The sequence below is a fragment of the Sphingobium fontiphilum genome (genome assembly GCF_014196635.1).
GTDB lineage: Bacteria > Pseudomonadota > Alphaproteobacteria > Sphingomonadales > Sphingomonadaceae > Sphingobium > Sphingobium fontiphilum.
Window position 1 is genome coordinate 222385 of record NZ_JACIEB010000002.1, and the last position, 24265, is coordinate 246649.

Annotated in this window: 25 protein-coding genes and 1 tRNA gene; 16 read left to right on the plus strand and 10 right to left on the minus strand. The window is 64.9% G+C overall.

The window, feature by feature from the left end:
- Nucleotides 1-113: 113 nt before the first annotated feature.
- Nucleotides 114-1724, minus strand: coding sequence for a trigger factor (gene tig / locus GGR44_RS05335; RefSeq protein WP_183954433.1), 1611 nt, complete (start codon nt 1722-1724; stop codon nt 114-116).
- A 62-nt stretch (nt 1725-1786) separates the two neighbouring features.
- Nucleotides 1787-1871 (minus strand) — tRNA-Leu (locus GGR44_RS05340).
- A 115-nt stretch (nt 1872-1986) separates the two neighbouring features.
- On the opposite strand from GGR44_RS05340, the gene GGR44_RS05345 reads away from it, so the two are divergent.
- The 3 genes from GGR44_RS05345 to GGR44_RS05355 all read left to right on the plus strand — a co-directional run bounded on the left by GGR44_RS05345 (nt 1987) and on the right by GGR44_RS05355 (nt 3904).
- On the plus strand, nt 1987-2187 hold the full coding sequence (locus tag GGR44_RS05345) for a hypothetical protein (protein WP_246344321.1): 201 nt from the start codon (nt 1987-1989) through the stop codon (nt 2185-2187).
- A 171-nt stretch (nt 2188-2358) separates the two neighbouring features.
- Nucleotides 2359-2955 (plus strand): sigma-70 family RNA polymerase sigma factor, encoded by a 597-nt coding sequence (locus GGR44_RS05350; protein WP_183954434.1) that lies wholly within the window; start codon nt 2359-2361, stop codon nt 2953-2955.
- Nucleotides 2882-3904 carry a FecR domain-containing protein gene (locus GGR44_RS05355; RefSeq protein ID WP_183954839.1) on the plus strand — a complete coding sequence of 341 codons (1023 nt, stop codon included), beginning with the start codon at nt 2882-2884 and terminating at the stop codon, nt 3902-3904. The genes GGR44_RS05350 and GGR44_RS05355 overlap by 74 nt, the downstream gene beginning before the upstream one ends.
- Here the strand turns inward: GGR44_RS05355 and GGR44_RS05360 are convergent.
- Nucleotides 3901-4605: an NAD-dependent deacylase gene (locus tag GGR44_RS05360; RefSeq protein WP_183954435.1), complete on the minus strand. Its 705-nt coding sequence runs from the start codon at nt 4603-4605 to the stop codon at nt 3901-3903. The genes GGR44_RS05355 and GGR44_RS05360 overlap by 4 nt on opposite strands.
- Nucleotides 4599-5522: a hypothetical protein gene (locus GGR44_RS05365; RefSeq protein ID WP_183954436.1), complete on the minus strand. Its 924-nt coding sequence runs from the start codon at nt 5520-5522 to the stop codon at nt 4599-4601. The genes GGR44_RS05360 and GGR44_RS05365 overlap by 7 nt, the downstream gene beginning before the upstream one ends.
- Before the next feature lie 296 nt (nt 5523-5818).
- Between GGR44_RS05365 and cobA the strand changes: the two genes are divergently transcribed.
- The 7 genes from cobA to GGR44_RS05400 all read left to right on the plus strand — a co-directional run bounded on the left by cobA (nt 5819) and on the right by GGR44_RS05400 (nt 12169).
- Entirely contained in the window at nt 5819-6595 is a 777-nt protein-coding gene (cobA, locus tag GGR44_RS05370; protein WP_183954437.1) for a uroporphyrinogen-III C-methyltransferase, read from the plus strand.
- On the plus strand, nt 6592-6888 hold the full coding sequence (locus GGR44_RS05375; protein ID WP_183954438.1) for a DUF2849 domain-containing protein: 297 nt from the start codon (nt 6592-6594) through the stop codon (nt 6886-6888). The genes cobA and GGR44_RS05375 overlap by 4 nt, the downstream gene beginning before the upstream one ends.
- A 2-nt stretch (nt 6889-6890) precedes the next feature.
- Nucleotides 6891-8522 carry a nitrite/sulfite reductase gene (locus GGR44_RS05380; RefSeq protein ID WP_183954840.1) on the plus strand — a complete coding sequence of 544 codons (1632 nt, stop codon included), beginning with the start codon at nt 6891-6893 and terminating at the stop codon, nt 8520-8522.
- Entirely contained in the window at nt 8515-8955 is a 441-nt protein-coding gene (locus GGR44_RS05385; protein WP_183954439.1) for a DUF934 domain-containing protein, read from the plus strand. Before GGR44_RS05380 ends, GGR44_RS05385 begins: the two co-directional genes overlap by 8 nt.
- Nucleotides 8948-9727 carry a phosphoadenylyl-sulfate reductase gene (locus tag GGR44_RS05390; RefSeq protein ID WP_183954440.1) on the plus strand — a complete coding sequence of 260 codons (780 nt, stop codon included), beginning with the start codon at nt 8948-8950 and terminating at the stop codon, nt 9725-9727. Before GGR44_RS05385 ends, GGR44_RS05390 begins: the two co-directional genes overlap by 8 nt.
- Nucleotides 9728-9826: 99 nt before the next feature.
- A complete protein-coding gene (locus GGR44_RS05395; RefSeq protein ID WP_183954441.1) occupies nt 9827-11641 on the plus strand; it encodes a DUF885 domain-containing protein in 1815 nt (604 codons plus the stop codon).
- 132 nt (nt 11642-11773) lie between these two features.
- Nucleotides 11774-12169: an MAPEG family protein gene (locus GGR44_RS05400; RefSeq protein WP_183954442.1), complete on the plus strand. Its 396-nt coding sequence runs from the start codon at nt 11774-11776 to the stop codon at nt 12167-12169.
- A 6-nt stretch (nt 12170-12175) separates the two neighbouring features.
- On the opposite strand, the gene GGR44_RS05405 is transcribed toward GGR44_RS05400, so the two are convergent.
- Nucleotides 12176-13660, minus strand: coding sequence for a replicative DNA helicase (locus tag GGR44_RS05405; RefSeq protein ID WP_183954443.1), 1485 nt, complete (start codon nt 13658-13660; stop codon nt 12176-12178).
- Nucleotides 13661-13782: 122 nt separating this feature from the next.
- Here GGR44_RS05405 and GGR44_RS05410 point away from each other — a divergent pair, with 122 nt between their 5' ends.
- From GGR44_RS05410 to GGR44_RS05435, 6 genes are all read left to right on the plus strand, one after another.
- A complete protein-coding gene (locus tag GGR44_RS05410; protein WP_183954444.1) occupies nt 13783-14265 on the plus strand; it encodes a UPF0262 family protein in 483 nt (160 codons plus the stop codon).
- 6 nt (nt 14266-14271) lie between these two features.
- On the plus strand, nt 14272-14961 hold the full coding sequence (locus GGR44_RS05415; protein ID WP_183954445.1) for a GH25 family lysozyme: 690 nt from the start codon (nt 14272-14274) through the stop codon (nt 14959-14961).
- Complete coding sequence (locus GGR44_RS05420; protein ID WP_183954446.1) at nt 14958-15419, plus strand: cytidine deaminase; 462 nt, start codon at nt 14958-14960, stop codon at nt 15417-15419. The genes GGR44_RS05415 and GGR44_RS05420 overlap by 4 nt, the downstream gene beginning before the upstream one ends.
- 8 nt (nt 15420-15427) lie before the next feature.
- A complete protein-coding gene (gene dcd / locus GGR44_RS05425) occupies nt 15428-15982 on the plus strand; it encodes a dCTP deaminase (RefSeq protein ID WP_183954447.1) in 555 nt (184 codons plus the stop codon).
- Nucleotides 15983-16001: 19 nt separating this feature from the next.
- Complete coding sequence (locus GGR44_RS05430) at nt 16002-16763, plus strand: metallophosphoesterase family protein (protein WP_183954448.1); 762 nt, start codon at nt 16002-16004, stop codon at nt 16761-16763.
- Between the two features lie 87 nt (nt 16764-16850).
- Nucleotides 16851-19622 carry a TonB-dependent receptor gene (locus GGR44_RS05435; RefSeq protein WP_183954449.1) on the plus strand — a complete coding sequence of 924 codons (2772 nt, stop codon included), beginning with the start codon at nt 16851-16853 and terminating at the stop codon, nt 19620-19622.
- A 6-nt stretch (nt 19623-19628) separates the two neighbouring features.
- Here the strand turns inward: GGR44_RS05435 and GGR44_RS05440 are convergent, their stop codons facing one another.
- From GGR44_RS05440 to GGR44_RS05460, 5 genes are all read right to left on the minus strand, one after another.
- The gene (locus GGR44_RS05440) at nt 19629-19892 is read right to left on the minus strand and encodes a hypothetical protein (RefSeq protein WP_183954450.1); all 264 of its coding nucleotides are present in this window, start codon (nt 19890-19892) and stop codon (nt 19629-19631) included.
- 97 nt (nt 19893-19989) lie between these two features.
- Nucleotides 19990-20523, minus strand: a complete 534-nt coding sequence (gene msrA, locus GGR44_RS05445) for a peptide-methionine (S)-S-oxide reductase MsrA (RefSeq protein WP_183954451.1) — start codon at nt 20521-20523, stop codon at nt 19990-19992.
- A gap of 44 nt (nt 20524-20567) precedes the next feature.
- Entirely contained in the window at nt 20568-22274 is a 1707-nt protein-coding gene (locus GGR44_RS05450; protein ID WP_183954452.1) for a long-chain-fatty-acid--CoA ligase, read from the minus strand.
- Nucleotides 22275-22412: 138 nt separating this feature from the next.
- On the minus strand, nt 22413-23096 hold the full coding sequence (locus GGR44_RS05455; RefSeq protein ID WP_183954841.1) for a DUF1013 domain-containing protein: 684 nt from the start codon (nt 23094-23096) through the stop codon (nt 22413-22415).
- A gap of 129 nt (nt 23097-23225) precedes the next feature.
- A complete protein-coding gene (locus GGR44_RS05460; RefSeq protein WP_183954453.1) occupies nt 23226-24254 on the minus strand; it encodes a glycosyltransferase family 4 protein in 1029 nt (342 codons plus the stop codon).
- Nucleotides 24255-24265 lie beyond the last annotated feature (11 nt).

A 24265-nucleotide genomic window follows, 5' to 3' on the forward strand; every position in this document is an offset into this window, starting at 1 on the left:
TCCATGGCGCACCATGATTAATATTTCGTCTGCCATGACTGGCCGGATATGCAAAGCGCCCGGCCATCCCCTTCGGGAAAGCCGGGCGCCGTGGTTCCCATATCAGGAACGGATCATTCGGCCTTGGCGGCAGCCTTCTTCACCGGCGCCTTCTTCGGTTTGGCGGGCGCTTCAGCGGCCTCATCACCCTCCTTGGCGGCGGCAGCCTTCTTCGCCGGCGCCTTCTTGGGCTTGGCGGGCGCCTCGGCGGCTTCCTCGGCCTTTACGTCCTCGGCGGCGGGAGCGTCCTCAGCCTGGTCGGCGGCCTTCCCGGTCGCCTTACTGGCCTTGGGCTCTTCCTCATGGGCGTGATCATGGCCGCAGTCCGGGCCATGGACGTGCGGCTTGATGTCGCCATCTTCGGCCTCGATCGCCGATTCCAGCTCTTCGCGGGTCACGGCGCGGTCGGTGACTTCGGCCTTGTCGAACAGGAAGTCGACGACCTTGTCCTCATAAAGCGGCGCGCGCAGCTGGGCGGCGGCCATCGGATCCTGGCGGACATACTGGACGAAACGCTCACGGTCCTGCGGGCCATATTGCTGGGCGGCCTGCATGATCAGGCGGTTCATTTCCTGATCCGAAACGGTCACGCCATGGGCCTGACCGATTTCCGACAGCAACAGGCCCAGTCGGACGCGACGAACGGCGATGGCGCGGTAGTCTTCCTTTTCCGCTTCCATTTCCTTCAGCGCCGCTTCGGGGTCGGCCTCATGGCTGGCTTCATGCTGCAACTGCGCCCAGATCTGGCCGAATTCGGCCTCGACCATGCTCGGCGGCACGTCGAAATCATGGGCGGCGGCGAGCTGGTCGAGCAGCTTGCGCTTCATGTGGGTGCGGGTCAGGCCGTTATGTTCCTGCTCGATCTGGCCCTTGAGCAGATCCTTGAGCTGGTCCAGCCCTTCCAGGCCCAGAGACTTGGCGAACTCATCGTCGACCTTGGGCTTGGACGCGTCCAGAACCGATTTGACGGTGATGTCGAAGGTCGCGGCCTTGCCGGCCAGATGGGCGGCGCCATAATCTTCCGGGAAGGTGACCTCGATGGTCTTTTCCTCACCCGCCTTCACGCCGGTCAGCTGCTCCTCGAAACCGGGGATGAACTGGCCCGACCCGATGGTCAGGCGAACGCCTTCGGCGGAACCGCCCTCGAACGCTTCACCGTCGACCTTGCCGACGAAATCGATGAGCAGCGTGTCGCCATCGGCGGCTTCATGGTCTTCGCCATGGGCTTCCAGCGCGCCCTGCTGGGCGGCGATGCGGCCGGCGGCTTCGAGAACCTGTTCGTCGGCGACCGCAACGGTCAGCCGCTCGAGCTTGAGCCCTTCGATGCTGGGCGCCGCGATTTCGGGCAGCACTTCCAGCGCGACCTTGACCTCGGCGTCCTTGCCGAACTCGAAGCCTTCGTCCAGCTCCACCGACGGCTGCATCGCGGGACGCAGCTTCTGATCGGCAATCAGCTTCTGGATGCTTTCTTGAATCGAGCTGTTGAGCGCGTCGCGCTGCAACGATTCCCCGTGCATCTTCTTGACCAGATTCGCGGGAACCTTGCCGGGGCGGAAGCCGGGCATCTTCACCTGCGGGGCGATCGCCTTCACTTCCTTTTCGACGCGGGCGTCGATATCCTTCGACGTGATGGTCACGGTGTAGGCGCGCTTCAGGCCTTCATTCAACGTCTCGACAGTCTGCATCTCTTTTCTCAAACGCTTTCTTCAGCTGAATATCGTTGGCGACAACCAGTCATGGTCGCAACTGGTGCGGGCGAAGGGACTCGAACCCCCACATCTTGCGATACCAGAACCTAAATCTGGCGCGTCTACCAGTTTCGCCACGCCCGCATCGGTCGCCGGTCGGCGCGGCATAGAGAAAAGCATCGCCAAGGGCAAGGGATAGTCGATTCGCGTCAGGGAACCGTCCCGCCCGCCCAAGCGTAACCCTGACCAGAGGAGCAAGATGATGCCAGCGACCGATGATGACGCGCCCCTGACCCCGCCGCCCGACCGGATCGAGCCGCAGGCCCCGCCCGAAGCGCCGTCGCCGTCGACTCCGCCGGAAACGCCGGGCGCGCATCCGCCAGAAATCGCCCCTCCCGCCCCCGACGAGAAGCATCCCAACGAAACACCGGACGAGATTCCGCACGGCTCAGGCGCTTAATGTTGCGCGTTATCCACAGGTTTTTGAAATAGCGTTGCCCCTCGTCCCGCATTGCAGCAAATTTGCCCCTCGTCGCGCTGGACAGCCTGATGAATCCATGATTGAAATATGAACGACACAAAAACATAACGTCGCTGGAGAGGCACGGCTGACAATGAAGTGGGGGTCGACGTGCAAGGGGTTCGCGCAAAACTGGACTGGTTCAAAACCGTCATTCTGCCGCATGAAGCGGCGCTGCGGGGCCGCCTGCGTCGCATTTTGCCCACCGGACATGAACTGGAGGACATGGTCGCAGAGGTTCTGACCCGCGCCTACGCCACCGAAAACTGGACCAATGTCACCACCGGCCGCGCCTATCTCTTCACCATCGCCCGCAATCTGGTGATCGACGCCGCCCGCCGCAACAAGGTGGTCAGTTTCGAAACGATCGCCGACCTTGAATTATTGCAGGGCGAAAGCAACACCGAAGCCCAATTGCACGCTCGCGAAGCCTTGCGCCAGGTGCAGACCATCGTCGATTCGCTGCCGGTTCAATGTCGCCGCGTCTTTGTTCTTCGCCGCGTCCACGAAAAATCCATGCTGGAAATAGCGGAGGAAATGGGCCTATCCGTTTCTACTGTTGAAAAACATCTGGCCAAAGCGATTGCGATAGTTATGCGAGCCTGGGCAGAACGTGAAGAAACGGATTTCGAGCGTGCAGGCGTGGGTTCCAGGGTCAAGCGAGGAGCGGAGCAGGATCGAGGCGGAAGCCGCGCGCCTGCTGGCTAGGCTCCATTGCGAGCCTTCTCCCGAAGAAGAATCGGAAATTTGCGCCTGGATCGAATCGGATCCACGCCACGCCGTCGCCTTCGCCCAGGCCGAAGTCGCCTGGGAATCCGCTGACCGGCTGAAATCCGCCGCCGCCGAAATTCGCCTGCCCCCGCCCGAACTGATGATGACGGAGGCGCAGCAGGCCCGCCTATCGCGCAACATCATGGTCGCCGCCGCCGCCGCGGTGCTGCTGTTCATCGTCGCCGCCATCGTCACCATCCATACGTTCAGCGGCGTCGACCGCTATGAAACCGCCGTGGGCGAAATCCGCGACATTGCGCTCGCCGACGGATCGGGCCTGCACCTCAATAGCGGCAGCGAGGCGGAGGTGCGCTTCACCGACAATGGCCGCCGCGTCCGCGTCCTGCATGGCGAAGCCTCGTTTAGGGTCGCCCATGAAGCCGACCGCGCGTTCGAGGTGGAGGCGCGGTCAGCCGTCATCCGCGCCACCGGCACCGCCTTCAACGTGCGGATGCGCGACCAGTTGATCGAATTGACCGTCACGGAAGGCAGCGTGTCCGTCCATGCGGGCGACCATGTGCTGCGCAGGGTGAGCGCGGGTCAGGGTGCCATCATCCGGCCGCAGACGATCGAACTGACCCGGCTCGATCCCGGCCTCGTCAGCCAGCGCACCGCCTGGCGCGAGCAAATGGTCGAACTCAATGGCGAAACCATCGAACAGGCGACGCAGGAGTTCAACCGTTACCGCACCGCCCCGATCCTGATCGGCGACACCCGCGTTTCGGGCCTGCGCATCGGCGGCCGCTTCCGCATTTCGGACAGCGGCGAATTCCTCTCCGCGCTTCAGGCCAGCCTGCCCGTCCGCGCGGTCAATGGCGAGGATGGATCGGTCATGCTGCTCTATCGCGACGAACCGGCGGAAAGCGCGAAGAGCAAAGCCCTTTAGCCGAGCAATTCCCGCACCAACGCGGGCACCAGCTCGCTCGCCGGGCCAAGCCGGCTTTCCTCGAAATAGAAGCTGCCCGCCGACGGATCGAGATTAAGCTCCAGCGTGCGGGCGCCATGGTGGCGGGCGGTCTGGACGAAACCGGCGGCGGGGTAGACCGCGCTCGATGTGCCGATGGACACGAACAGGTCGGCATCGGCCAGCGCCGCGTCGATCCGCTCCATCTCATAGGGCATTTCCCCGAAGAAGACGATGTCGGGCCGCAGACGCGGTTGTCCGCAGCCGCCGCAGACCGATCCGGGCGGCAGCGGACCGCGCCACGGAACCGCCCGGCCGCAGGCGGCGCACAGGGCCGATTTCAATTCCCCGTGCATGTGCAGCAGCCGCGCCGCCCCGGCGCGCTCATGCAGATCATCGACATTCTGCGTCACGATCAGCAGGTCGCCCGGCCAGGCCCGGTCGAGCGCCGCAAGCGCCTCATGCGCGGGATTGGGCGTCACCTCGCTCAGCTTCGCCCGGCGCTCGTCGTAGAAGCGATGCACCAGCGCCGCATTGCGCGCGAGGGCTTGCGGCGTGCAGACATCCTCCACCCGATGCCCCTCCCACAAGCCATCGGGCCCGCGAAAGGTGGCAAGCCCGGACTCAGCGGAGATGCCCGCGCCGGTCAGGATGACGATGTTGTGGATGTCGAGCCCTACCATTCGCGCCACTCGTCTATTTCATCGACGAGAACCTTCTGTCGCGCTACATGCGCCATCTCTTCGAGGACTGCGCATATATCTTCGCGCTCCTCTGTCTCGATGACGCCTCCGGCCTCTTCATCCGCTTCGTTAAACCAGATCACCGTCTTTTTCAGGATCACCCGGACATCCGTCCGGCGGGGTTTCGGCCCAAGCTGTTCAAGAGCATTGCAAGCGCTGCGGATCGTTGCTCGCGCAGCCATCGTAAACTCTTCCGGCGGGAACGGCGGCGATGGGGTCCATCGCTCAAAGGGTATTTCGGATCGAAGCTGCGCCCATGTCAGTTTGCTCAACCGCGTGCGATACCGTTCCTCCTTGGCCGCACGCTCGGCCTCATTTTTGGCTTTCTTCTTCTCGGCCTCGACTACGAACGCATCTCGATCATTCGCCCAACGCCACTCTCCTTCAGCAGCATCATTGGCCGCGTGAAGCGTGGAGAGCCGCGAGCCCGGCGCGTAGTTCGCAACCGCATCGACATGCGACTGCTCTGCGCGGGAAACTGGTAGCGTTCCGGCGAAGTTGAACTCGTCCAGATCACTCTCCGGCTTCCACCAATCGCGATTTACACCGAACACGGCGGGCCTCCCCGTATGCGCGAACCGATGCTCGTTGATTATCGAGATGCCGCGGATATCGCTGCCGGTTGGAGCGTCGGGCCAAACGCGGTCCAGCACCGCGACAACGACATGCCGGTCATCAACGCCGAGAATCTTGATGGCCGCAAACCGGCCCGTGTTGGCTGGACCGAACTCCGAATAGGGACGAGTTTGGAATGAGTAGACTTGTCCGGCCTCTATTGAAGAAGGGGTCGGCGCAGGACCATCATCGCGTTGACCACCAGTCACTCCAAAAACTCGTGAAATAAATCCCCGCACCACCGGCCCACACTCCACCGCCGCGATTCATCTAAATATTCACATGAGATACCGCGAAATCATCGAAGCGACCACAGCCGAGAAGGCATAGAAGGAAGCCGCGAGGCGGGCCAGAAGTTCACCGACGCACAGCGGAAGAAGTCAGAGGTGGCGCAGCGGTATCAGGACCAGCTTCGCCGGGCGAACGACGCACAGCGGGCGGCCCATGCGGCCTTTTGATGCACCCCTCAAATATTTCCTACGGCGCGGGCAAACCAATCTGAATTGCACTTTGCCTGCGCGGTCGCCATTTGCGCCTCATGGAAAATGCCCTCCCTGCCACCGTCTTTCTGGTCGGCGCCGGTCCCGGCGACCCGGAACTGCTGACGCTGCGCGCCGCGCGGCTGATTGGCGGGGCGGATGTGATCGTGCATGACGGGCTGGTATCGCGCGAGATACTGGCGCTGGCCCCCGATGACGCGGACCTGATTTCCGTCGCCAAGCAGCGCAGCCGCCATTCGATGCCGCAGGAGGCGATCAACGCCCTGCTGGTCGATCTGGCGCGCGAAGGGCGCAAGGTCGTGCGGCTGAAGGGCGGCGATCCGTTCATCTTTGGCCGGGGCGGCGAGGAAGTGGAGGCCTGCCGCGCGGCGGGCGTGCCGGTGGAGGTCGTCCCCGGCATCAGCGCCGCGATTGGCGCCGCCGCGCAGGCGCAACTGCCGCTCACCCATCGCGACGCGGCCAGCGCCGTGACCTTCGTCGCGGGCCAATGCAAGGGCCTGTCGGAACAGGACTGGTCGGGCCTTGCGGGCCATGGCCGCACGCTCGTCATCTATATGGGCGTGGCGACGGCCGCCGACATCGCCGACAAGCTGATCGCGGACGGGGTGTCGCCCGCCATGCCGGTCGCGGTGATCGAGAATGGCACCCGCGCCGACGCTCGGATATTGCGCACTTTGCTCACCGATCTGGGCGAGATGGTGGCGCGCGAAACTGTAAAGAGTCCGGCGTTGATCGTCGTGGGCGATGTGGCGTCCCATGCCATCGCGCGGGACGTGCTGGCGGCGTGGACCGCTCAAGGGGAGACTATCGGGTGAAGATTCTGACCGGCAATGATTTGCAGTCCGGCGACGTGATCTGGTGGGCCGGCGACGGCTGGTCGCGGCTGGTGGCCGAGGCCGTCGACGTGGGCGAGCGCGGCGACGACCTCGCCCGCACGGAAGAAGCGGCGCTGCGCGTCGTGGGCGCCTATGTCATCGACGGGACGCTGACCGAAGAAGGCCCCCGCCCCGCCCATATCAAGGACCGCATCCGCGCCCTTGGCCCCACCATCCGTCCCGACCTGACCCTGAAACCGGCCGATGCCGACATTGGCAAATGGGTGATCTGACCATGTATCGTTACGACAGCTATGACCAGGCCATTGTCGACGCCCGCGTCGAGGAATTTCGCGACCAGACGCAACGGCGGCTGGCCGGGCAACTGACCGAGGACCAGTTCAAGCCGCTTCGGCTGATGAACGGCCTCTATCTGCAACTCCACGCCTATATGCTGCGCGTCGCCATCCCCTATGGCACATTGTCGGCCGCGCAGATGCGCGTGCTGGGCGGGATCGCGCGCAAATATGACAAGGGCTATGGCCATTTCACCACGCGCCAGAACCTGCAATATAACTGGATCAAGCTGTCCGACGCGCCCGACATTTTGGCGGAACTGGCCAAGGTGGAGATGCACGCCATCCAGACGAGCGGCAATTGCATCCGCAATATTTCGTCCGACCAATATGCCGGGGTCGACGCCGCCGAAGTGGCCGATCCGCGCCCCTGGGCCGAATTGCTGCGCCAATGGTCGACCTTCCACCCGGAATTCACCTATCTGCCCCGCAAGTTCAAGATCGCGGTGATCGCGGCGGACGAGGACCGCAGCGCCATGCGCCTGCACGACATCGGCCTTAAACTGGTGTCGCGCGACGGGGTGATCGGCGCCGAAGTCTATGCCGGGGGCGGCATGGGCCGCACGCCGATGGTCGCGCCGCTGATCCGCGATTTCGTGACCGAGGACGAGATTGTCGCCTATCTCGAAGCGTGCCTGCGCGTCTACAACCGCTATGGCCGCCGCGACAACAAGTATAAGGCGCGCATCAAGATCCTGGTCCACGAAATCGGCGTCGAGGAATATCGCCGCCAGGTCGAGGAAGAATTCGCCCATATGCGGCAGCAGGGGCTGAACCCGCCGGTCGAGGAACTGGCCCGCATCCGCGCCTTCTTCGCCCCGCCCGCCTATGAAACGGGCCTGTCCGACAAAATCGACCGCGCCGACCCGGCCTTCGCCCTGTGGGTCGACCGCAATGTCGCCGCGCACAAGGCGGCGGGATACGCCATCGTCAACATCAGCCTGAAGCCGCAGGGCGGCATTCCGGGCGATGCGTCGGCCGAGCAGATGGAACTGGTCGCTGACCTCGCCGACCGTTATTCGCTGGGCGAAATCCGCGTCACCCATGCGCAGAATCTGGTCCTGCCCCATGTCCGCAAGGCCGATTTGCCGGCGGTCTGGCAGGCGCTGGAGGAAGCCGGGCTGGCCGAGGCCAATCTCGACCTCATCACCGACATCATCGCTTGCCCCGGCCTTGATTATTGCGCGCTCGCCAACGCCCGCGCCATTCCGGTGGCGCAGAAGATCGCGGCGCGCTTTGCCGATCCGCAGCGCCAGCGCGACCTGGGCGAATTGAAGCTCAAGATTTCGGGCTGCATCAACGCCTGCGGCCACCATCATGCCGGTCATATCGGCATTTTGGGCGTCGACCGGAAGGGCGTGGAAAATTACCAGTTGCTGCTGGGCGGATCGGGCGCGCAGGACGCCTCGCTCGGCCAGATCACCGGCCCCGGCTTCAGCGAGGATGGCGTTGTCGAGGCCATCGAGAAGGTGACGGACATCTATCTGGAACAGCGGCAGGATGGCGAACGCTTCCTCGACACCTATCGCCGCATCGGCATGAAGCCCTTCAAGGAGGCGATCTATGGCTGAGTTCCTTTCTTTCCGCGACGGCGACGCCGCACAGGAACCGGCGGTGACGGTCGAGGCCTTCACCGGCCAGTCCAACGCCACCGCCGTCCGCATCGAACCGGGCGACGATGCCCGCGAATTGCTGCCGCATCTGGGCCGGATCGCGCTGGTGGAGGTCAATTTCCCCGTGTTCGGCGATGGGCGCGGCTATTCGGCCGCCCGCATCCTGCGCGAATCGGGCTATGACGGCGAATTGCGGGCGGTGGGCGACGTGCTGGTCGACCAGATCGTCGCCATGCGCCGTTGCGGCTTCGACAGTTTCCGCCCCGACAAGCCGCTGGACGATGCCGCGGTCGAACGCGCCCTCAATCGCTATGCCGACGTCTATCAAAGGACGATCGACGGCCGCAGCCCGGTGTGGGCCAAGCGGCGCCCGGAGACGCAAAATGGCTGACGCCGCCCGCAAGGTCGACATCATCGACGCCCGCCCCGCCTTCACCCAGGCGGAGGCAGACGCGCTCAACGCCCGGTTTGAGGGCGTCGACACGCTGACCATGCTGAAAACCGTCTTTGCCGAAGGGCTGGCGGGGAATGTCGCCGTCGTATCCTCCTTCGGCACCGAAAGCGCGGTCCTGCTCGACCTGATCGCAAAGGCCGATCCGACCGTGCCGGTAATCTTTGTCGACACGCTCAAGATGTTCGCGGAGACGCTGGACTATCGCGACACGCTGATCGCGCGGCTGGGCTTTACCGACAGCCGCGTGGTCGCGCCCGACGCCAAGGTGCTGGCGGAAAAGGATGCGACCGGCCTGCGCTGGTCCTATGATCCCGACGGCTGCTGCGACATTCGCAAGGTCGAACCGATGAAGCGCGCCAAGGACGGCCTCGACGCCTGGATTTCTGGGCGCAAGGCGTTCCAGTCGGTCACCCGGCAGAACCTGCCCCGGTTCGAGGTGGAGGACGGCCGCCTGAAGATCAACCCGCTGGGCGACTGGACGAAGGACGATCTGGAGGCCTGGTTCGCCGAGCATGACCTGCCCCGCCATCCGCTGGAGGCCCAGGGCTATCTGTCCATCGGCTGCGAACCGTGCACGTCGAAGGTTCTGCCGGGCGAAGACCCGCGCGCCGGGCGCTGGCGCGGGTGGGACAAGGTGGAATGCGGCATCCATTCGCCGGTGACGCCGATTACAGACCCCGAAGACCCGGCCAATATGCCGGTGTTCTGATCCGTTACCGCGGCGTAATATTATTACAATCCACTGGACGGATCGTATAAGCGGTCTAAAACACTCCGCCATGCCACATCATGGAAGGGAGTGATCGCCATGGACCGCCGCCAGTTTCTCGCCACCACCGGCGCGGCCGCGCTGACCGCCGCCGCGCCGCGCCTGTGGGCGCAAACCGCGACCGCCGGTGCGGACGACGCGCGCCTCAACACGCTGTTCACCGCCATTTTCGAGCAGGCGCTGGACATGTCGCCGGGCCTGACCACCAGCCTGGGGCTGGACAAGGGCGCCCGCGCCGCCGCCAAGGGCAAGCTGGACGACAACAGCAAGGCGGGGATGGAACAGCGCCTTGCCATGACGCAGAAGGCGCTGGCCGACCTCGCCGCCTTTGACAAGGCGGACCTGTCGCCCGCCCAGCGCCTCAATCTGGAGGTCATCCAATATTCGCTGGAGCAGCAGACGGTTCCGGCGGCCAGGTTCGGCCTGAACGCGGTCCAGCGGCCCTATCGCATCTTTCAGCAGGGCGGCGCCTATTTCTCGACCCCCGATTTCCTGAACACCGCCCACACCATCAATAGCGCCGCCGATTGCGAGGCCTATCTGTCGCGGCTGGAGGCCTTTGCAGGCAATCTCGCCACCGACAGCGCCGTGCAGAAGGAAGAGGCGGCGCGCGGCTATCTGGCGCCGGGCTGGTCGCTGGACCTGACGCTGGGCCAGATGCGGAAGCTGCGCGAACAGCCCGCCGCCACCGCCTCCATGGTCGAATCTCTCTCCAAACGCGCCGCCGCAAAGGGCATTGCGGGCGACTGGCGGGCGCGCGCCACGAAGATCGTGGAAAGCGCCGTCTATCCCGCGCTCGACGCTCAGATCGCGCTGGTGGAGACGCTGCGGCCGACCACGGCGGCGGGCGATGGCGTATGGCGCGCCCCGCGCGGCGATGAAATCTATGCCGCCGCGCTCAAACAGGCGACGACCACCGAATTGTCGGCCGAGGACATCCACAAAATGGGCGTGGAGCAGGTCGCCGACATCAGCGCGAAGCTGGACGTGATCCTGAAGGCCGCCGGTTTCACCAAGGGCACGGTTGGCGAACGGCTGGCCGCGCTCAACGCCGATCGGTCGCAGCTTTACCCCGACACGACCGAGGGCCGCGCGCAGATGATCGCCGACCTCAACGCCGAAGCCAAGCTCATGGCCGCCAAGCTGCCCCAGGCCTTCGCCACCATACCCGACACCCCGCTGGAAATCCGCGCGGTGCCGATTGAAATTCAGGATGGAGCGTCGAACGGCTATTATATTCGCGCCGCGCTGGACGGATCGCGCCCGGCGATCTTCTTCATCAACCAGAAGGAAATTGGCGACTGGCCGCGCTACACCCTGCCCGCGCTGAATTACCATGAGGGCGTGCCGGGCCATCACCTGCAAATCTCCATCGCCCAGACGGCGGGCGACGTGCCGATGCTGCGCCGCATCGCCTTTATGAGCGCCTATAGCGAAGGCTGGGCGCTCTATGCCGAACAGATGGCCGATGAACTCAAGGGCTATGCCAGCGACATCGACCGGGCGGGCTATCTCCAGTCCTTCCTGTTCCGCGCGGCGCGTCTTGCCATCGACACCGGCATCCATGCGAAGCGATGGAGCCGCGAACAGGCGACCGACTATATGGTCCAGACGACCGGCTTTGCCCGCCCCCGCTGCCAGCGCGAGGTCGAGCGTTACTGCACCCAGCCGGGGCAGGCGACCAGTTACAAGGTCGGCCATGGCGTGTGGACCAAGGCCCGCGCCCATGCACAAGCAATCATGGGCGACAAGTTCGACATCAGGCATTTCCATGGCGTGCTGGAGGAAGGCGTGATGCCCCTGTCGCTGCTGGAAAAGCGCATCGAGGCGCGGGCGCGCGCCGCCATCGCCTGACATGACGGCCCCCGATGGCGAGAATGATCCACTGGCGTCATCAGGGGCCGCAGCCTTGGCGCGACCATGCAGATGAGGTTATGAAAAGATGGCCGCCCGCCATGGCGGCGACACGCAAGGAAGGATCATGCCATGCCCGCCGAAATCCGCATTCTCGCCTGGGGCGCGCTGCTGTTGATGGCGCATATTTTTGCGGCCGTGCACCTCAAGACCCGGCAATATGGCGCAAAATGGAATATGGGCGCGCGTGACGAGGCTTTGCCGCCGCTTAACCCCGTCGCCGGACGGCTGGCGCGGGCGCAGGCCAATTTTCAGGAGACATTCCCCATCGCCATCGTCGCCCTGCTGGGCGTTGTGCTGGCCGGGCGGACCAGCGACATGACCGCGCTGGGCGGCTGGATCTGGCTGGGCGCGCGGGTCCTCTATCTGCCGCTTTATGCCATCGGCGTGCCGATGGTGCGGACTTTGGCCTTCATGGCCAGCCTGGCCGGGCTGACGCTGGTCATCTGGCCGCTGCTGACTGGCTGACCCACCCTATTCATAGGACAGGTCGGCATAACCATCGTCGGCCAGGTCCGAGAAGCGGGTGATCTTCGCATCGAACTTCATGCGGATGCGGCCGGTGGAGCCATGGCGCTGCTTGGCGACGATCACTTCGGCCAGGCCATAGATGCGCTCCATATTCTCCTTCCACACGGCATAGGCGGCCTCGTCCTCGGGCTTGGGTTCCTTGGCCGCTTCATAATAGTCCTCGCGGAACACGAACCAGACCATGTCCGCGTCCTGCTCGATCGAGCCCGATTCGCGCAGGTCCGACAGTTGCGGCCGCTTGTCCTCGCGCTGTTCGACCGCGCGGCTGAGCTGCGACAGGGCGAGCACGGGGACGTGCAGCTCCTTCGCCAGCGTTTTCAAGCCACGGGAAATCTCCGAAATTTCGTTCACACGGTTGTCATTGCCCCGGCCGCTGCCCTGCAACAGTTGCAGATAGTCGACGACAATGAAGCCGATGTCGTGCCGCCGCTTCAACCGGCGCGCGCGGGTGCGCAACGCCGCGATCGTCAGGCCCGGCGTATCGTCGATGAACAGCGGCAATTCCTGCAATTCGCGCGCGGCGCGCGACAGGTTCTGGAAATCGGTGCGGCTGATCTTGCCCATGCGCAGCGCTTCGCCGCTGATCCCCGACTGTTCTGCGAGAACGCGGGTGGCGAGCTGATCCGCCGACATTTCCAGACTGAAGAAGGCGGTCTTGGCGCCCATATTCTTTTCGCGCGGGATGCCCTCCGCCTCGTCCCGAAGCCAGCGCGAGGCGGCATTATAGGCGATGTTGGTGGCCAGCGACGTCTTGCCCATGCCCGGACGCCCGGCCAGAATCATCAGGTCGCTGTTGTGCAGACCGCCGATCTTGGCATTGAGGCTGTTGATGCCGGTGGTGATCCCCGACACATGGCCGCCGCTGTTGAGCGCGCGTTCTGCGATCTGCACCGCCATGGTGGTGGCGGCGGAAAAGCTCTTGACCGAGCCGGTCTCCCCTTCGCCCTCCGACACCTTGTAGAGGGCGATTTCCGCCATCTCTATCTGTTCGCGCGGGTTCACGTCCTCGCTGGTGTCCAGCGCGCTTTCGACCAGGTCGCGGCCGACGCTGACCAGTTGCCGGAGCAGTGCGAGGTCATAGATCTGCGTCGCGAAATCGCGCGCGCCGATCAGCGCCGCGCCATTGCCCGTCAATTGCGCCAGATAGGCCGCGCCCCCCAGTTCCTTGAGCGCGGCATCCTGTTCCAGCATGGGTTTGAGCGTGACAGGATTGGCGACCATGTCGCGGTCGAGCAGGCGCATGATCGATTCGTAGATGCGGCCATGCAGCGGTTCGAAGAAATGCTCGGCCTTCAGCTTGAGCTGAACATCCTCGGCAATGCGGTTGTCGATCATGATCGCGCCCAGCAACGCGGCCTCCGCCTCCACATTGCGCGGCAATTCCTGACCGCCGGTTTCGGCGGGATTGATTTTCAACAGTTCAACCATCCCTCCCTCTTCCTCCTACCGCCCTGCCCGCGCAAGGCCCGTTGGACAAAGGCCCAAAGGAATTGTGGATAAGTCCCGCTTGCAATTCGCCGCCCAAGGCCGCAGTGACGGCAGACTGCGCCATGGCCGACCCCCGTATCATAGACATCTCGCTGGACGAGCGGACCATCTTGTGGCGCAGCGCCGATGTGGAGCAGGAGCGGCGCATCGCGATATTCGACCTGCTGGAAGAAAATTATTTCGAACCAGCGCGCGTCCATGCCGATGGCTATGCCGGTCCCTACAAGGTTCGCCTTTCGGTCGAGGATGGGCGGCTGGTGATCGCCATCGACCGGGCGGATGGCGCGCCGCTGGAGGCGGTGATCCTGGGCCTGGGCCGTTTCCGTCGCCCGATCCGCGAATATTTCGCCATCTGCGACAGCTATTATCAGGCGATCAGCAACGCTTCGCCCCAACAGATCGAAACCGTCGACATGGCGCGCCGTGGCATCCATAACGACGCCGCCGACATGCTGATCGAGCGGCTAGACGGCAAGATCAAGGTCGATTTCGACACCGCCCGGCGGCTGTTCACGCTGATCTGCGTTCTCCATATCAAGGCCTGACGGATCATGGCGAGCCTGACCCCGGCGCATATCATCGGCCGTTCGGCGGTGGCGCTGACGGTGGTCGCGCTGATCGCGTCGGGAACCTGGCTCTATGCCCGGTCATGGGCGCCTTCACGTTCGGATTATCCGGTGCAGGGCGTTTCCGTCAGCAGCGCCGACGGGGACATCGAATGGGGCACGGTCGCCGCGCAGGGCGCCGATTTCGCCTATATCCGCGCGGCCAGCGGCGCCGGGCGCGACCCGGCCTATGCCGCCAGTCGCGTCGCCGCGCGGGCGGCGGGCATGCGGTTCGGCGCGGTGCTGGACTATAGCGCCTGCCGCAGCATATCGGACCTCGCCACCCTGTTCGTCACCACCGTGCCGCGCGACAACGCCGCCCTGCCCCCGGTCATCCGGCTGGATTTCGCGCCGGGCTGCGCCATCCGGCCGGAACGGGACAAATTGCTCGCAGACCTCAACACCTTGGTCAATCTGGTCGAGGGCCATGCCGGGAAGCCGGTCGTGCTCAACGTGTCCGAAGCCTTCGACAAGCAATATGACATTGGCGGCGGCATCAACCGGACATTGTGGCTGGACGGCAATTTCTTCCCGCCCGACTATGCCAGCCGCCCATGGGTGATGTGGACGGCCAGCGACATGCGGCATATCGATGGCGTGGACGGTCCGGTCCATTGGAATGTGGTGGCGCCATGACGGACGAAGCAAGTTCGGTGCAGGAGCTGATCGCGGCGGCGCGCGCGGCGATGGCCAACACCCATGCGCCCTATAGCCGCTTTGCCGTGGGCGCGGCGGTGCGGCTTGCCGACGGCGCCATCGTCACCGGCTGCAATTTCGAAAATGCCAGCTACGGCCTGTCGCTGTGCGCCGAGACCGTGGCGCTGGCCAGCGTCAACGCGCAGGGTCGGCTGCGCGATGTCACCGCGATTGCGGTGGTGGGCGGCGCGATGGATGCGGCGGAAGAGGCGCTCGTCACGCCCTGCGGCCGGTGTCGGCAGGTGATGAACGAGGTCGAACAGATGGCGGGCCGCACGCTCGCCATCCATTGCGCGACGCCCGGCGGCGACCGCGTCCTGCATCTGAAGGTCGCTGACTTGCTGCCCCATGCCTTCGGCCCGGCCGATCTGGGCATCGCCCCAACACCAAAGGACTGAGAGACGCCATGGCCATTCTTTCCGACAAATGGATCCGCCAGCAGGCGCTGGAAACCGGCATGATCGAGCCGTTCGTGGAAAGCCAGCGGCGCGATGGCTGCATCAGCTACGGCCTGTCCTCCTATGGCTATGACGCGCGGGTGGCGGACGAGTTCAAGATTTTCACCAATGTCGACAGCGCCGTGGTGGACCCCAAGGATTTTGCCGCCAACAGTTTCGTCGACCGCAAGACCGACTGCTGCATCATCCCGCCCAACAGCTTCGCCCTTGCCCGCACGGTCGAATATTTCCGCGTGCCGCGCGACGTGCTGGTCATCTGCCTTGGCAAATCCACCTATGCGCGGTGCGGCATCATCGTGAACGTGACGCCGCTGGAGCCGGGCTGGGAAGGCCATGTGACGCTGGAATTTTCCAACACCACGCCGCTGCCCGCGAAAATCTACGCCAATGAGGGCGCCTGCCAGTTCCTGTTCCTTCAGGGCAACGAGCCTTGCGAGGTCAGCTATGCCGACCGCGCGGGCAAATATATGGGGCAGCAGGGCGTGACATTGCCCCGGCTGTAGCGGCATGGGATAAAGGGCCATGTTCGGCTTTGGCGATAGCGGCGGCGATAATCCTCCCTCCCCCCATATCGGGGAGGGCGAGCGCGTCTACGCCATTGGCGACATTCATGGCTGCGCGGGCCTGTTGCGGTCTTTGCTGGCGCTGATCGAAGCCGACGACGCAGCCCGGCCACCGGCGAAAACCAGCCTGATCCTGCTGGGCGACCTCATAGACCGGGGCCCCAGTTCCGCGCAGGTGGTGCGCTACGCCATGGCGCTGGCGGCCAATGGCGCGATCGTGCTGAAGGGCAATCACGAGGAAATGTTCGCCGCCGCCGCGCGTGGCGACAAGCGCGCGGTCGGGCTGATGCGCCGCTATGGCGTCGTCGAAAGCTGCGCCAGCTATGGCCTGCCGCCGGAAACAGCCCGCGCCATGGATGATGCGGCGCTGGCGACCTGGATGCTGGCCCATGTTCCACGCGACCATGTCGATTTTCTGGATGATCTGCCCGACTGGGTCGAAATCGGCGATTATCTGTTCGTCCATGCGGGCATCCGCCCCCATGTCGATCTGGCGCGGCAAAAGGGGGAGGATCTGCGCTGGATACGCGAGCCATTTCTCAGCCATCAACGCGCCTTTCCCCGCATGGTGATCCACGGCCACACGATTACGCCCGACGTCGACGAACAGGCGAACCGCATCGGCATAGACACCGGCGCCTGGCGCAGCGGACTGTTGACCGCGATCGCGCTGGAGGGCGCTGACCGCTGGTATGTGCAAGCGCGGGGCGCGGCTGGATGATTGCGCGCCGCATGGCGGGGCCTCCGGTCTGCTTCGTTGTCCGTCTTTGGGGCTCGCCCTGACCGGCGAGCGCAGGGGAAAGATACAATGCGCCTCAACGCCGCCTTGCTGGCGCTGGCCATGGGCCTTGCCGGGGCATCGGCCTTCACAGCCACGGCCAGGACCGTTCCTTCATCCATCCTGTCGCAACGGCACAAGTTCGAGATTGGCGCGCAGCCGCTCAACACTGCGCTCAACCAGCTGGCGGCGCAGGCGGGCGTCAGGATTCTCTTTCCCTATGATGATGTATCGCGTCTGCGCAGCCCCGCCCTGCGCGGCTGGTTCACGACGCAGGAGGCGCTGAAACGCCTGCTGGCGGGCACGGGCCTGGCCCTGTCCGAAACCGGCCATGGCGTCATCGCCCTCACCCGCCCAGGCCACAGCATCGCCAACGAGCGCGAGGCGAGCCGCGCGCTGGCCATCACCGATGCGCCCGCCGTCAGGCGCCAGCGCCCCCCCGTTGCGCAGGCGGCCATTGCGGAGGAGGCGCCGGCGGCGGCGCTGATCGTCACCGGAACGCGCCTGTCGACACGGTCGTTGACGGGGAGTCTTTCGCCCATAGACATTTTGCTGGCGACCGACCTGGCGGCGGGCGGCCGCCTCTCCACACGCGACCTGCTGGGCGGGCTGGTGCCGTCCCTGACGGTGTCGAACAGCGGTTCGGGTGCGAGTTTCGCGATCAAGACCCTGTCGATGCGCGGTCTGGCGGGCGATCATCTGCTGGTGCTGGTCAACGGCAAGCGACGTCACAATATGGCGACGCTGTTCATCAACGGCACGACCCAGAGCGGCCAGTCGCCCCCCGACCTCGATTTCATTCCCGCCGCCGCGATCAGGCGGATCGAGGTGCTGCGCGACGGCGCGTCCGCGCAATATGGGTCGGACGCGCTGGCCGGGGTCATCAACATCCTGCTGAAGGACGATGCGGGCGGCCAGGCGCGCTGGACAGCGGGCCTGACGGCGCGCGGCGATGGCGAGGAAGGACGGATCGAATGGAGCCAGGGCCTTGCCATCGGCGAAGAAGGCCATATCCATCTGACGCTTGACGGGCACCTTCAGGGCCATGCCTTTCGGTCCGCCGCAAATAATGGGCCGTTTTTCGAGACGGTCGCGGGTCTTGCCAGCACAAGCGAACGCAATCTGAACCGTGTCGTAAACCGCGGCGGCCAGCCCCAGTTGGCCAGCCTGACCATCGCTTTGGACGCCTCCGCGCCGCTGGGCGACGCCAATGAATTCTATAGCTTTGGCACGATGTCGCGTCGCAACGCCGACGCCTGGCTCACCTATCGCACGCCCGACGCCCTGAACAATGTGCCCGCCCTCTATCCGCTCGGCTACAGCCCCCGGCTGCATATCAACGAGAGCGACGCCCAATGGGTGGCGGGCCTGCGGGGAGAATGGCGCGGGTGGGACTATGATCTGAGCACCTCCTTCGCCCGCAACCTCGCCCGCTATGGCGAAAGCTCGACGCTCAATGCGTCGCTGGGGGCGGCCAGTCCGTCGACGATGGCGCTTGGCTCGGCGGAAACGCGGGAATGGATCGCCGATCTCGACCTGCGCCGCTCCGTCGATGGGGGACTGGACGATCCGATGACGATCGGCATCGGCGTCGAATATCGCGGCAATCGCTATAGCGTTGGCGCCGGCGAACCGGCATCCTGGCAGGATGGCGGCTGGGTTTCAGCCGATGGCGTCCATGCCGGCGTTCCGCGCGCGCCGGGCGCGCAGGGGGTGTCCGGCTTTCCCGCCTCCGCAGCCGGGCGCTGGAGCCGCCATGGCTGGGCCGCCTATGCCAGCGCCGAACAGGCGATCGGCGACAGTCTGGAACTGGCGCTGGCCGGGCGGCATGAGGATTATTCCGATTTCGGCGTGGCCAACAGCGGCAAGGCGTCGGCGCGCGTTGCTCTTGCGCCGGGGCTGGCGCTGCGCGGCACGATCAGCACCGGCTTTCGCGCGCCTACGCTGCAACAGCAACATTATGCCTCCGCCAGCACCATCAACGTGGGCGGCGCATTGCTGCCGGTATCGGCCCTGCCCGCCCGGTCGGCGGCGGCTCAGGCGCTGGGCGCGGCGCCCCTGCGGCCTGAACGATCAACCCATTGGGCGGCCGGGCTGGTGGCCAGTCCCGGCGGGGGCCTCAACCTGACCGTCGACGCCTATCAGATCGACATAAGGGACCGGATATTGCTGAGCGACGTGCTGACAGGTCCCGCCGTGCGCGCCGCGCTGGACAGCGCCGGGCTTACCGGGTCGGCAGGCGCCTTCTATTTTTCCAACGCTGCGAACACGCGCACGCGCGGGTTAGACCTGGTCGCCAACTGGCGCTCGTCGCCCGGCCCCTGGGGAACGGCGGCCATCACCTTTTCGGCCAATATCAACCGCACCCGTTTCACCCATATCGACGCCGCCCCGGCCATATTGTCCACCACCGATCCGCCGGGCGCGCTGATCGGCCGGGCGCGTCAGGGCGATGTGTCCATGGGCACCCCGCGTGACAAGCTGATCGCGAATCTGCTCTGGTCGGGCGAGGCCGCTTCCATCAACCTGCGCGCCACCCGATATGGCCGCGTGACGCAGGTCCATCCCACCGATCCGGCGCTCGACGCCCCTGTCTCCCCCCGCATCATCGTCGATCTGGAGGGAACGCTGGCGCTTGCGCCGGGCGCGCGGATCAGCCTGGGCGCCAACAACCTGTTCGACACCTACCCCGACAAATTGCCGGAGGCTCTGCGGGCCAACGGTTTCTGGCTCTACAATCCCTATTCGCCATGGGGAAGCAGCGGCGGCCTTTATTATGCGCGCTTCAACCTGGAGTTCTGAGCCGCTTCAACAATCCTCATAACCGGCGTCCCGGCATTTTTGGCGGCGTTCCTTCTCCGCCTTCCTGGCCTCTCGCCCTTCCTTCTCTTCCTGCTTGCGCATCTTGCGGCCGTAATTGCGGTCGGCTTCATCCTGGCTGGTCGTCGCCCAGTCCGCCGCCTGCGCGCCTGCCCGCACCGGCGCGGTCACGATACTGGCGACGGTGCGGACACAACCCGGCAGCGTCAGCAGCAGCACCGGCACGATCATCAACCCGACTTTTCCGTTCATTCTGCTCATCCCCGACTGATTCCCTGAGCGCACGCATAGCATGGCCGATATGAACCCCGTCATAAGGACGGCAATGGATGCGACGAACCGTTGCCGCTCAATCCGTAAGGCGGTCGGCAAAGCCCTTGCGCAGCTTGGCGAGCTTGGGCGGGATCACCGCCATGCAATAGGGGTTGCGGTCGCCCACGCGCTCCCAATATTTCTGATGATAATCCTCCGCGCGATACCATGGCGCGTCCGGCTCGATCGCGGTGACGATGGGCCGGGGCTGGTCCACCTGCGCGCGGGCGATGGCGGCATGGGCCTGCGCCTCCTGTTCGGGCGAATGGGGGAAGATGGCCGAGCGATATTGGGTGCCGACATCATTGCCCTGGCGGTTCAGCGTCGTGGGATCATGGGTGGCGAAGAAGATGTCGAGCAGGTCGGCGTAGGAAATGACCTGCGGATCGAATGTCACCCGGATCGCCTCGGCATGGCCGGTCGCGCCGGAACAGACCGCTTCATAGGTGGGATTGGGCATCGACCCGCCGATATAGCCGCTTTCGACCGCGCTCACGCCCGCCAAGGATTGATAGACCGCCTCCGTGCACCAGAAACAGCCGCCCGCCAAAGTCGCGACATCCTGCGCCATTTCAATCCCGTCCTTCCATCGTCAAAGCGCGAAGATAGGAAGGATCAGGCCATGGTTCCAGCATCGCCGCGCGCCTTTTGCGCCTTCTCGCGCTCCTCGGCCACCAGTTCCTTGCGCGACAGCTTGCCGACCAGCGTCTTGGGCAGGCTGTCGCGCAATTCCACCGCGCACACCCGCTCATGCTTGCCCAGTTGCGCGTTGAGCCACGTCTTCAGTTCCTCCCCCGTCGCCTCCTGCCCCTCGTTCAGGGTCACGAACGCCTTGGGCTGTTCGCCGCGATAATGATCGGGAACGCCGATCACCAATGCCTCCTTGACTGCGGGATGATGATAAAGGACCGACTCCACCTGGCTGGGGAACACCTTGAACCCGCCGACCGCGATCATGTCCTTCAATCGGTCGACGATCTTCACATAACCGTCCTCGTCGATCACGCCGACATCGCCGGTGCGGACATAATCGCCGACGAAGACCTGCGCGTCGGCATCCGGCCGGTTCCAGTAGCCCTTCATGATCTGCGGCCCGGCGAACAGCAATTCGCCCGGTTCGCCCGGCGGCGGCGGCCTGGTCGGATCTTCGCGGTCGACCAGTCTGACATGGGTGCCCGGCACCGGTTGCCCCACCGTGCCGGTCTTGTTCAACCCTTCATAGGGGTTGGAACAGACGACCGGGCTGGTTTCAGTGAGGCCATAACCCTCGATCAGCGTGGCGCCGGTCGCAGCCTCGAACCGCTGCCGCAGTTCCAGCGGCAGCGGCGCGCCGCCCGAAATACAGGCCCGCAGAGAGGAAAAATCGACATTGCGGATGGACGGATGATCCAGCAGCGCCTGGAACATGGTCGGCACGCCGGGCAGCGATGTCGCCTTCACCCGCTGCACTGCGGCCAGCACTTGAGCGGCGTCGAAACGCGGCAGCATCACCATCTCGCCGCCATTCAGCACGGTGCGATTGAGCGTGCAGGTGTTGGCGAACACATGGAAAAAGGGCAGCACCGCGATGATCCGGTCGGGTTCATGCTTATGCGGGTCGATCATCTGCACCTGCCGGGCATTGGCGGTCAGGTTCTGGTGCGTCAGCATCGCGCCCTTGGGCGTGCCGGTGGTGCCGCCGGTATATTGCAGCAGCGCGATGTCGTGCACCGGGTCGATCGACGGCGCGACATATTCGCCCGCATTGTCGATCAGGCGATCATAGCGCCGGATGCGCGGATCGTCGGGGATCGGCGCGGTCTCGCTGGCCTTGAACATGCGGAACAGGAAGGATTTGACCGGCGGCAGCGCCTCCGCCACCGATCCCACCACCAGCTTTTCCAGCGAGCTATGCTCCAGCACATCAAGCGCGGTGGGCAGCAACGCCTTGGCCGACAAGGTGAAAAGGATTGTGGTTCCGCTGTCCTCGACCTGATGCTCGAGTTCAGCGGCGGTATAGAGGGGGGAAAAGTTGACGACGATGGCGCCGGCCATCAGCGCGCCATAATAGGCGGCGACATAGTGGGGCGTATTGGGCAGATAAAGACCCACCCGGTCGCCCTTTTTCACGCCCATGGCCTGCAACCCGGCGGCGACCCGGTGGATTTGGCCCAGCATGTCGCCATAGGTGAAGCGACGACCCATGAAATCAATCATCGCCGCAGCGGGATGCGCCCCCGCGCTGCTTTCGACCATGTCGGCCATCGACATCGGCGGGAATGTCTGGTCCCACGCAGTGGGATGACGATATCTATCCTTCAGGATGTTTTCCATGCTCTCCATGGACAGGAATCTATGGCGAACGCGCACTTTACGCAAGCGTCAAGCGCCACAAAAAAGGCCGCGCCATTGTCGGGCGCGACCTTTGAAAATTGCTGCATTGCGGTGATTTAGCGCCGTTTGGCGGCGACGCTACGGCAATCAGACATGGCCTTGATTGTTGCTGAACGGGTCGATGACCTTGGCGACATCGGAGATCAGGTCCGACCCGCCGGCCAGGGCCGTCTCGGCGCGCCGGGCGGCGGCTTCGCGTTCCCGCCGCAGCTCCTCGATCAGCGCCTCGCGGTCGCCGTCCAGACGCGAATCGGTCGGCGCTTCGATGCCCGCCTTCTTGGCTGCGCGCGTCACCAGCGCATCCAGTTCGCGCTGCGAACACAGGCCCAGCGTCACCGGATCCTTGGGCACGATGTTGGAGATGTTCCAATGGGTGCGATCGCGGATGGCGGCGATGGTGGTGCGGGTGGTGCCGATCAGCTTGCCGATGGCGCCGTCCGAAATTTCCGGATGGTTGCGCAGGATCCAGGCGATGCCGTCGGGCTTGTCCTGGCGCTTGCTGACCGGGGTATAGCGCGGCCCCTTGGTCCGGCGGACGGGCTCGGGGCCCTTCAGCATCCTGAGCTTGTGATCAGGGTTGGCCTCGCCCCTGTGGATCTCGTCCATGGTGATTTCATGGGCGCGCACGGGATCGCGGCCGGTATATTTGGTGGCGGCGGTATCGTCGGCGATCGCCTGCACTTCCAGAATGTGGAGCCCGCAGAATTCCGCAATCTGCTCAAAGCTCAGCGCGGTGTTGTCGACCAGCCAGCTGGCGGTCGCATGGGGCATCAGGGGCTGGGACACGGGGCATTCTCCGGCACTAAAAACGACAAGGGCCGCCCAATCAGGGCGGCCACGCCGTTGTAGAGATAGTGCATCCGCCCCGCCGGGGCAAGGAAAAGCGTCAGGCTCCTGGTCCTAGGCGGCCTGATCGACCAGATCCGGCTCGATCGGATGCAGCCCGGCCAGAAACTGCCGGGCGCTCGCGTCCCAGGTGAAGCGGCGACCATAATCGACACAGGCCGCGCGATCACGGGTCAGCGCAAGATCGATCGCGTCGTCCAGCCGTTCGGAGAGCGCGCCCACATCTTCGGTCACGATGTCCACCGGCCCCGTCACCGGGAAGGCCGCCACCGGCGTCCCACAGGCGAGCGCCTCGATCATCACCAGCCCGAAAGTGTCGGTGCGGCTGGGAAAGACGAACACATCCGCCCCGGCATAGGCGCCCGCCAGTTCACGGCCGAACAGCGGTCCCATGAACCGCGCCTGCGGATATGCCCGCTCCAGCGCCTCGCGCGCCGGCCCGTCGCCCACCACCACCTTGGTCCCCGGACCATCGGTGGACAGGAAGGCTTCCAGATTTTTCTCCACCGCCACGCGCCCGACATAGAGCTGGATCGGGCGAGGCAGGTCAGCAAACAGCGCGGGCGGCGGCGCATCGGGGGTGAAGGCCGACAGGTCGACCCCCCGCCCCCAATGGCGCACCTGCGCCACGCCGTGCGCGCGCAATTGCTGGCGCACCGACTGGGTCGACACCAGCACCGCCTGCGCCGGGCCGTGGAACCAGCGGATATAGCGCCAGAACCAGGAGGCCGGCAGCCCGGTGCGCTGGGCGACATAATCGGGAAAATGGGTGTGATAGGCGGTGGTGAAGGGCACGCCGTTGCGCAGGCACCAGCGCCGCGCGGCGAGGCACAGGGGGCCTTCGGTCGCCAGATGCACCGCGTCAGGCCGGAAAGCGGCTATCGCCCGGCCCACCACCGTCGGGCGCGCCATGGCCAGCCGGATTTCGGGATAGGTCGGGCAAGGCAGCGAGCCATATTGGTCGGGGGAATGGACGCTGACCACATGACCCATCGTCTCCAGTTCGTGCTGGATCGTCTGGAGCGTGCGCACGACCCCGTTGACCTGCGGGCTCCAGGCGTCGGTGACGATGGCTATACGCATAAGGCGAATCC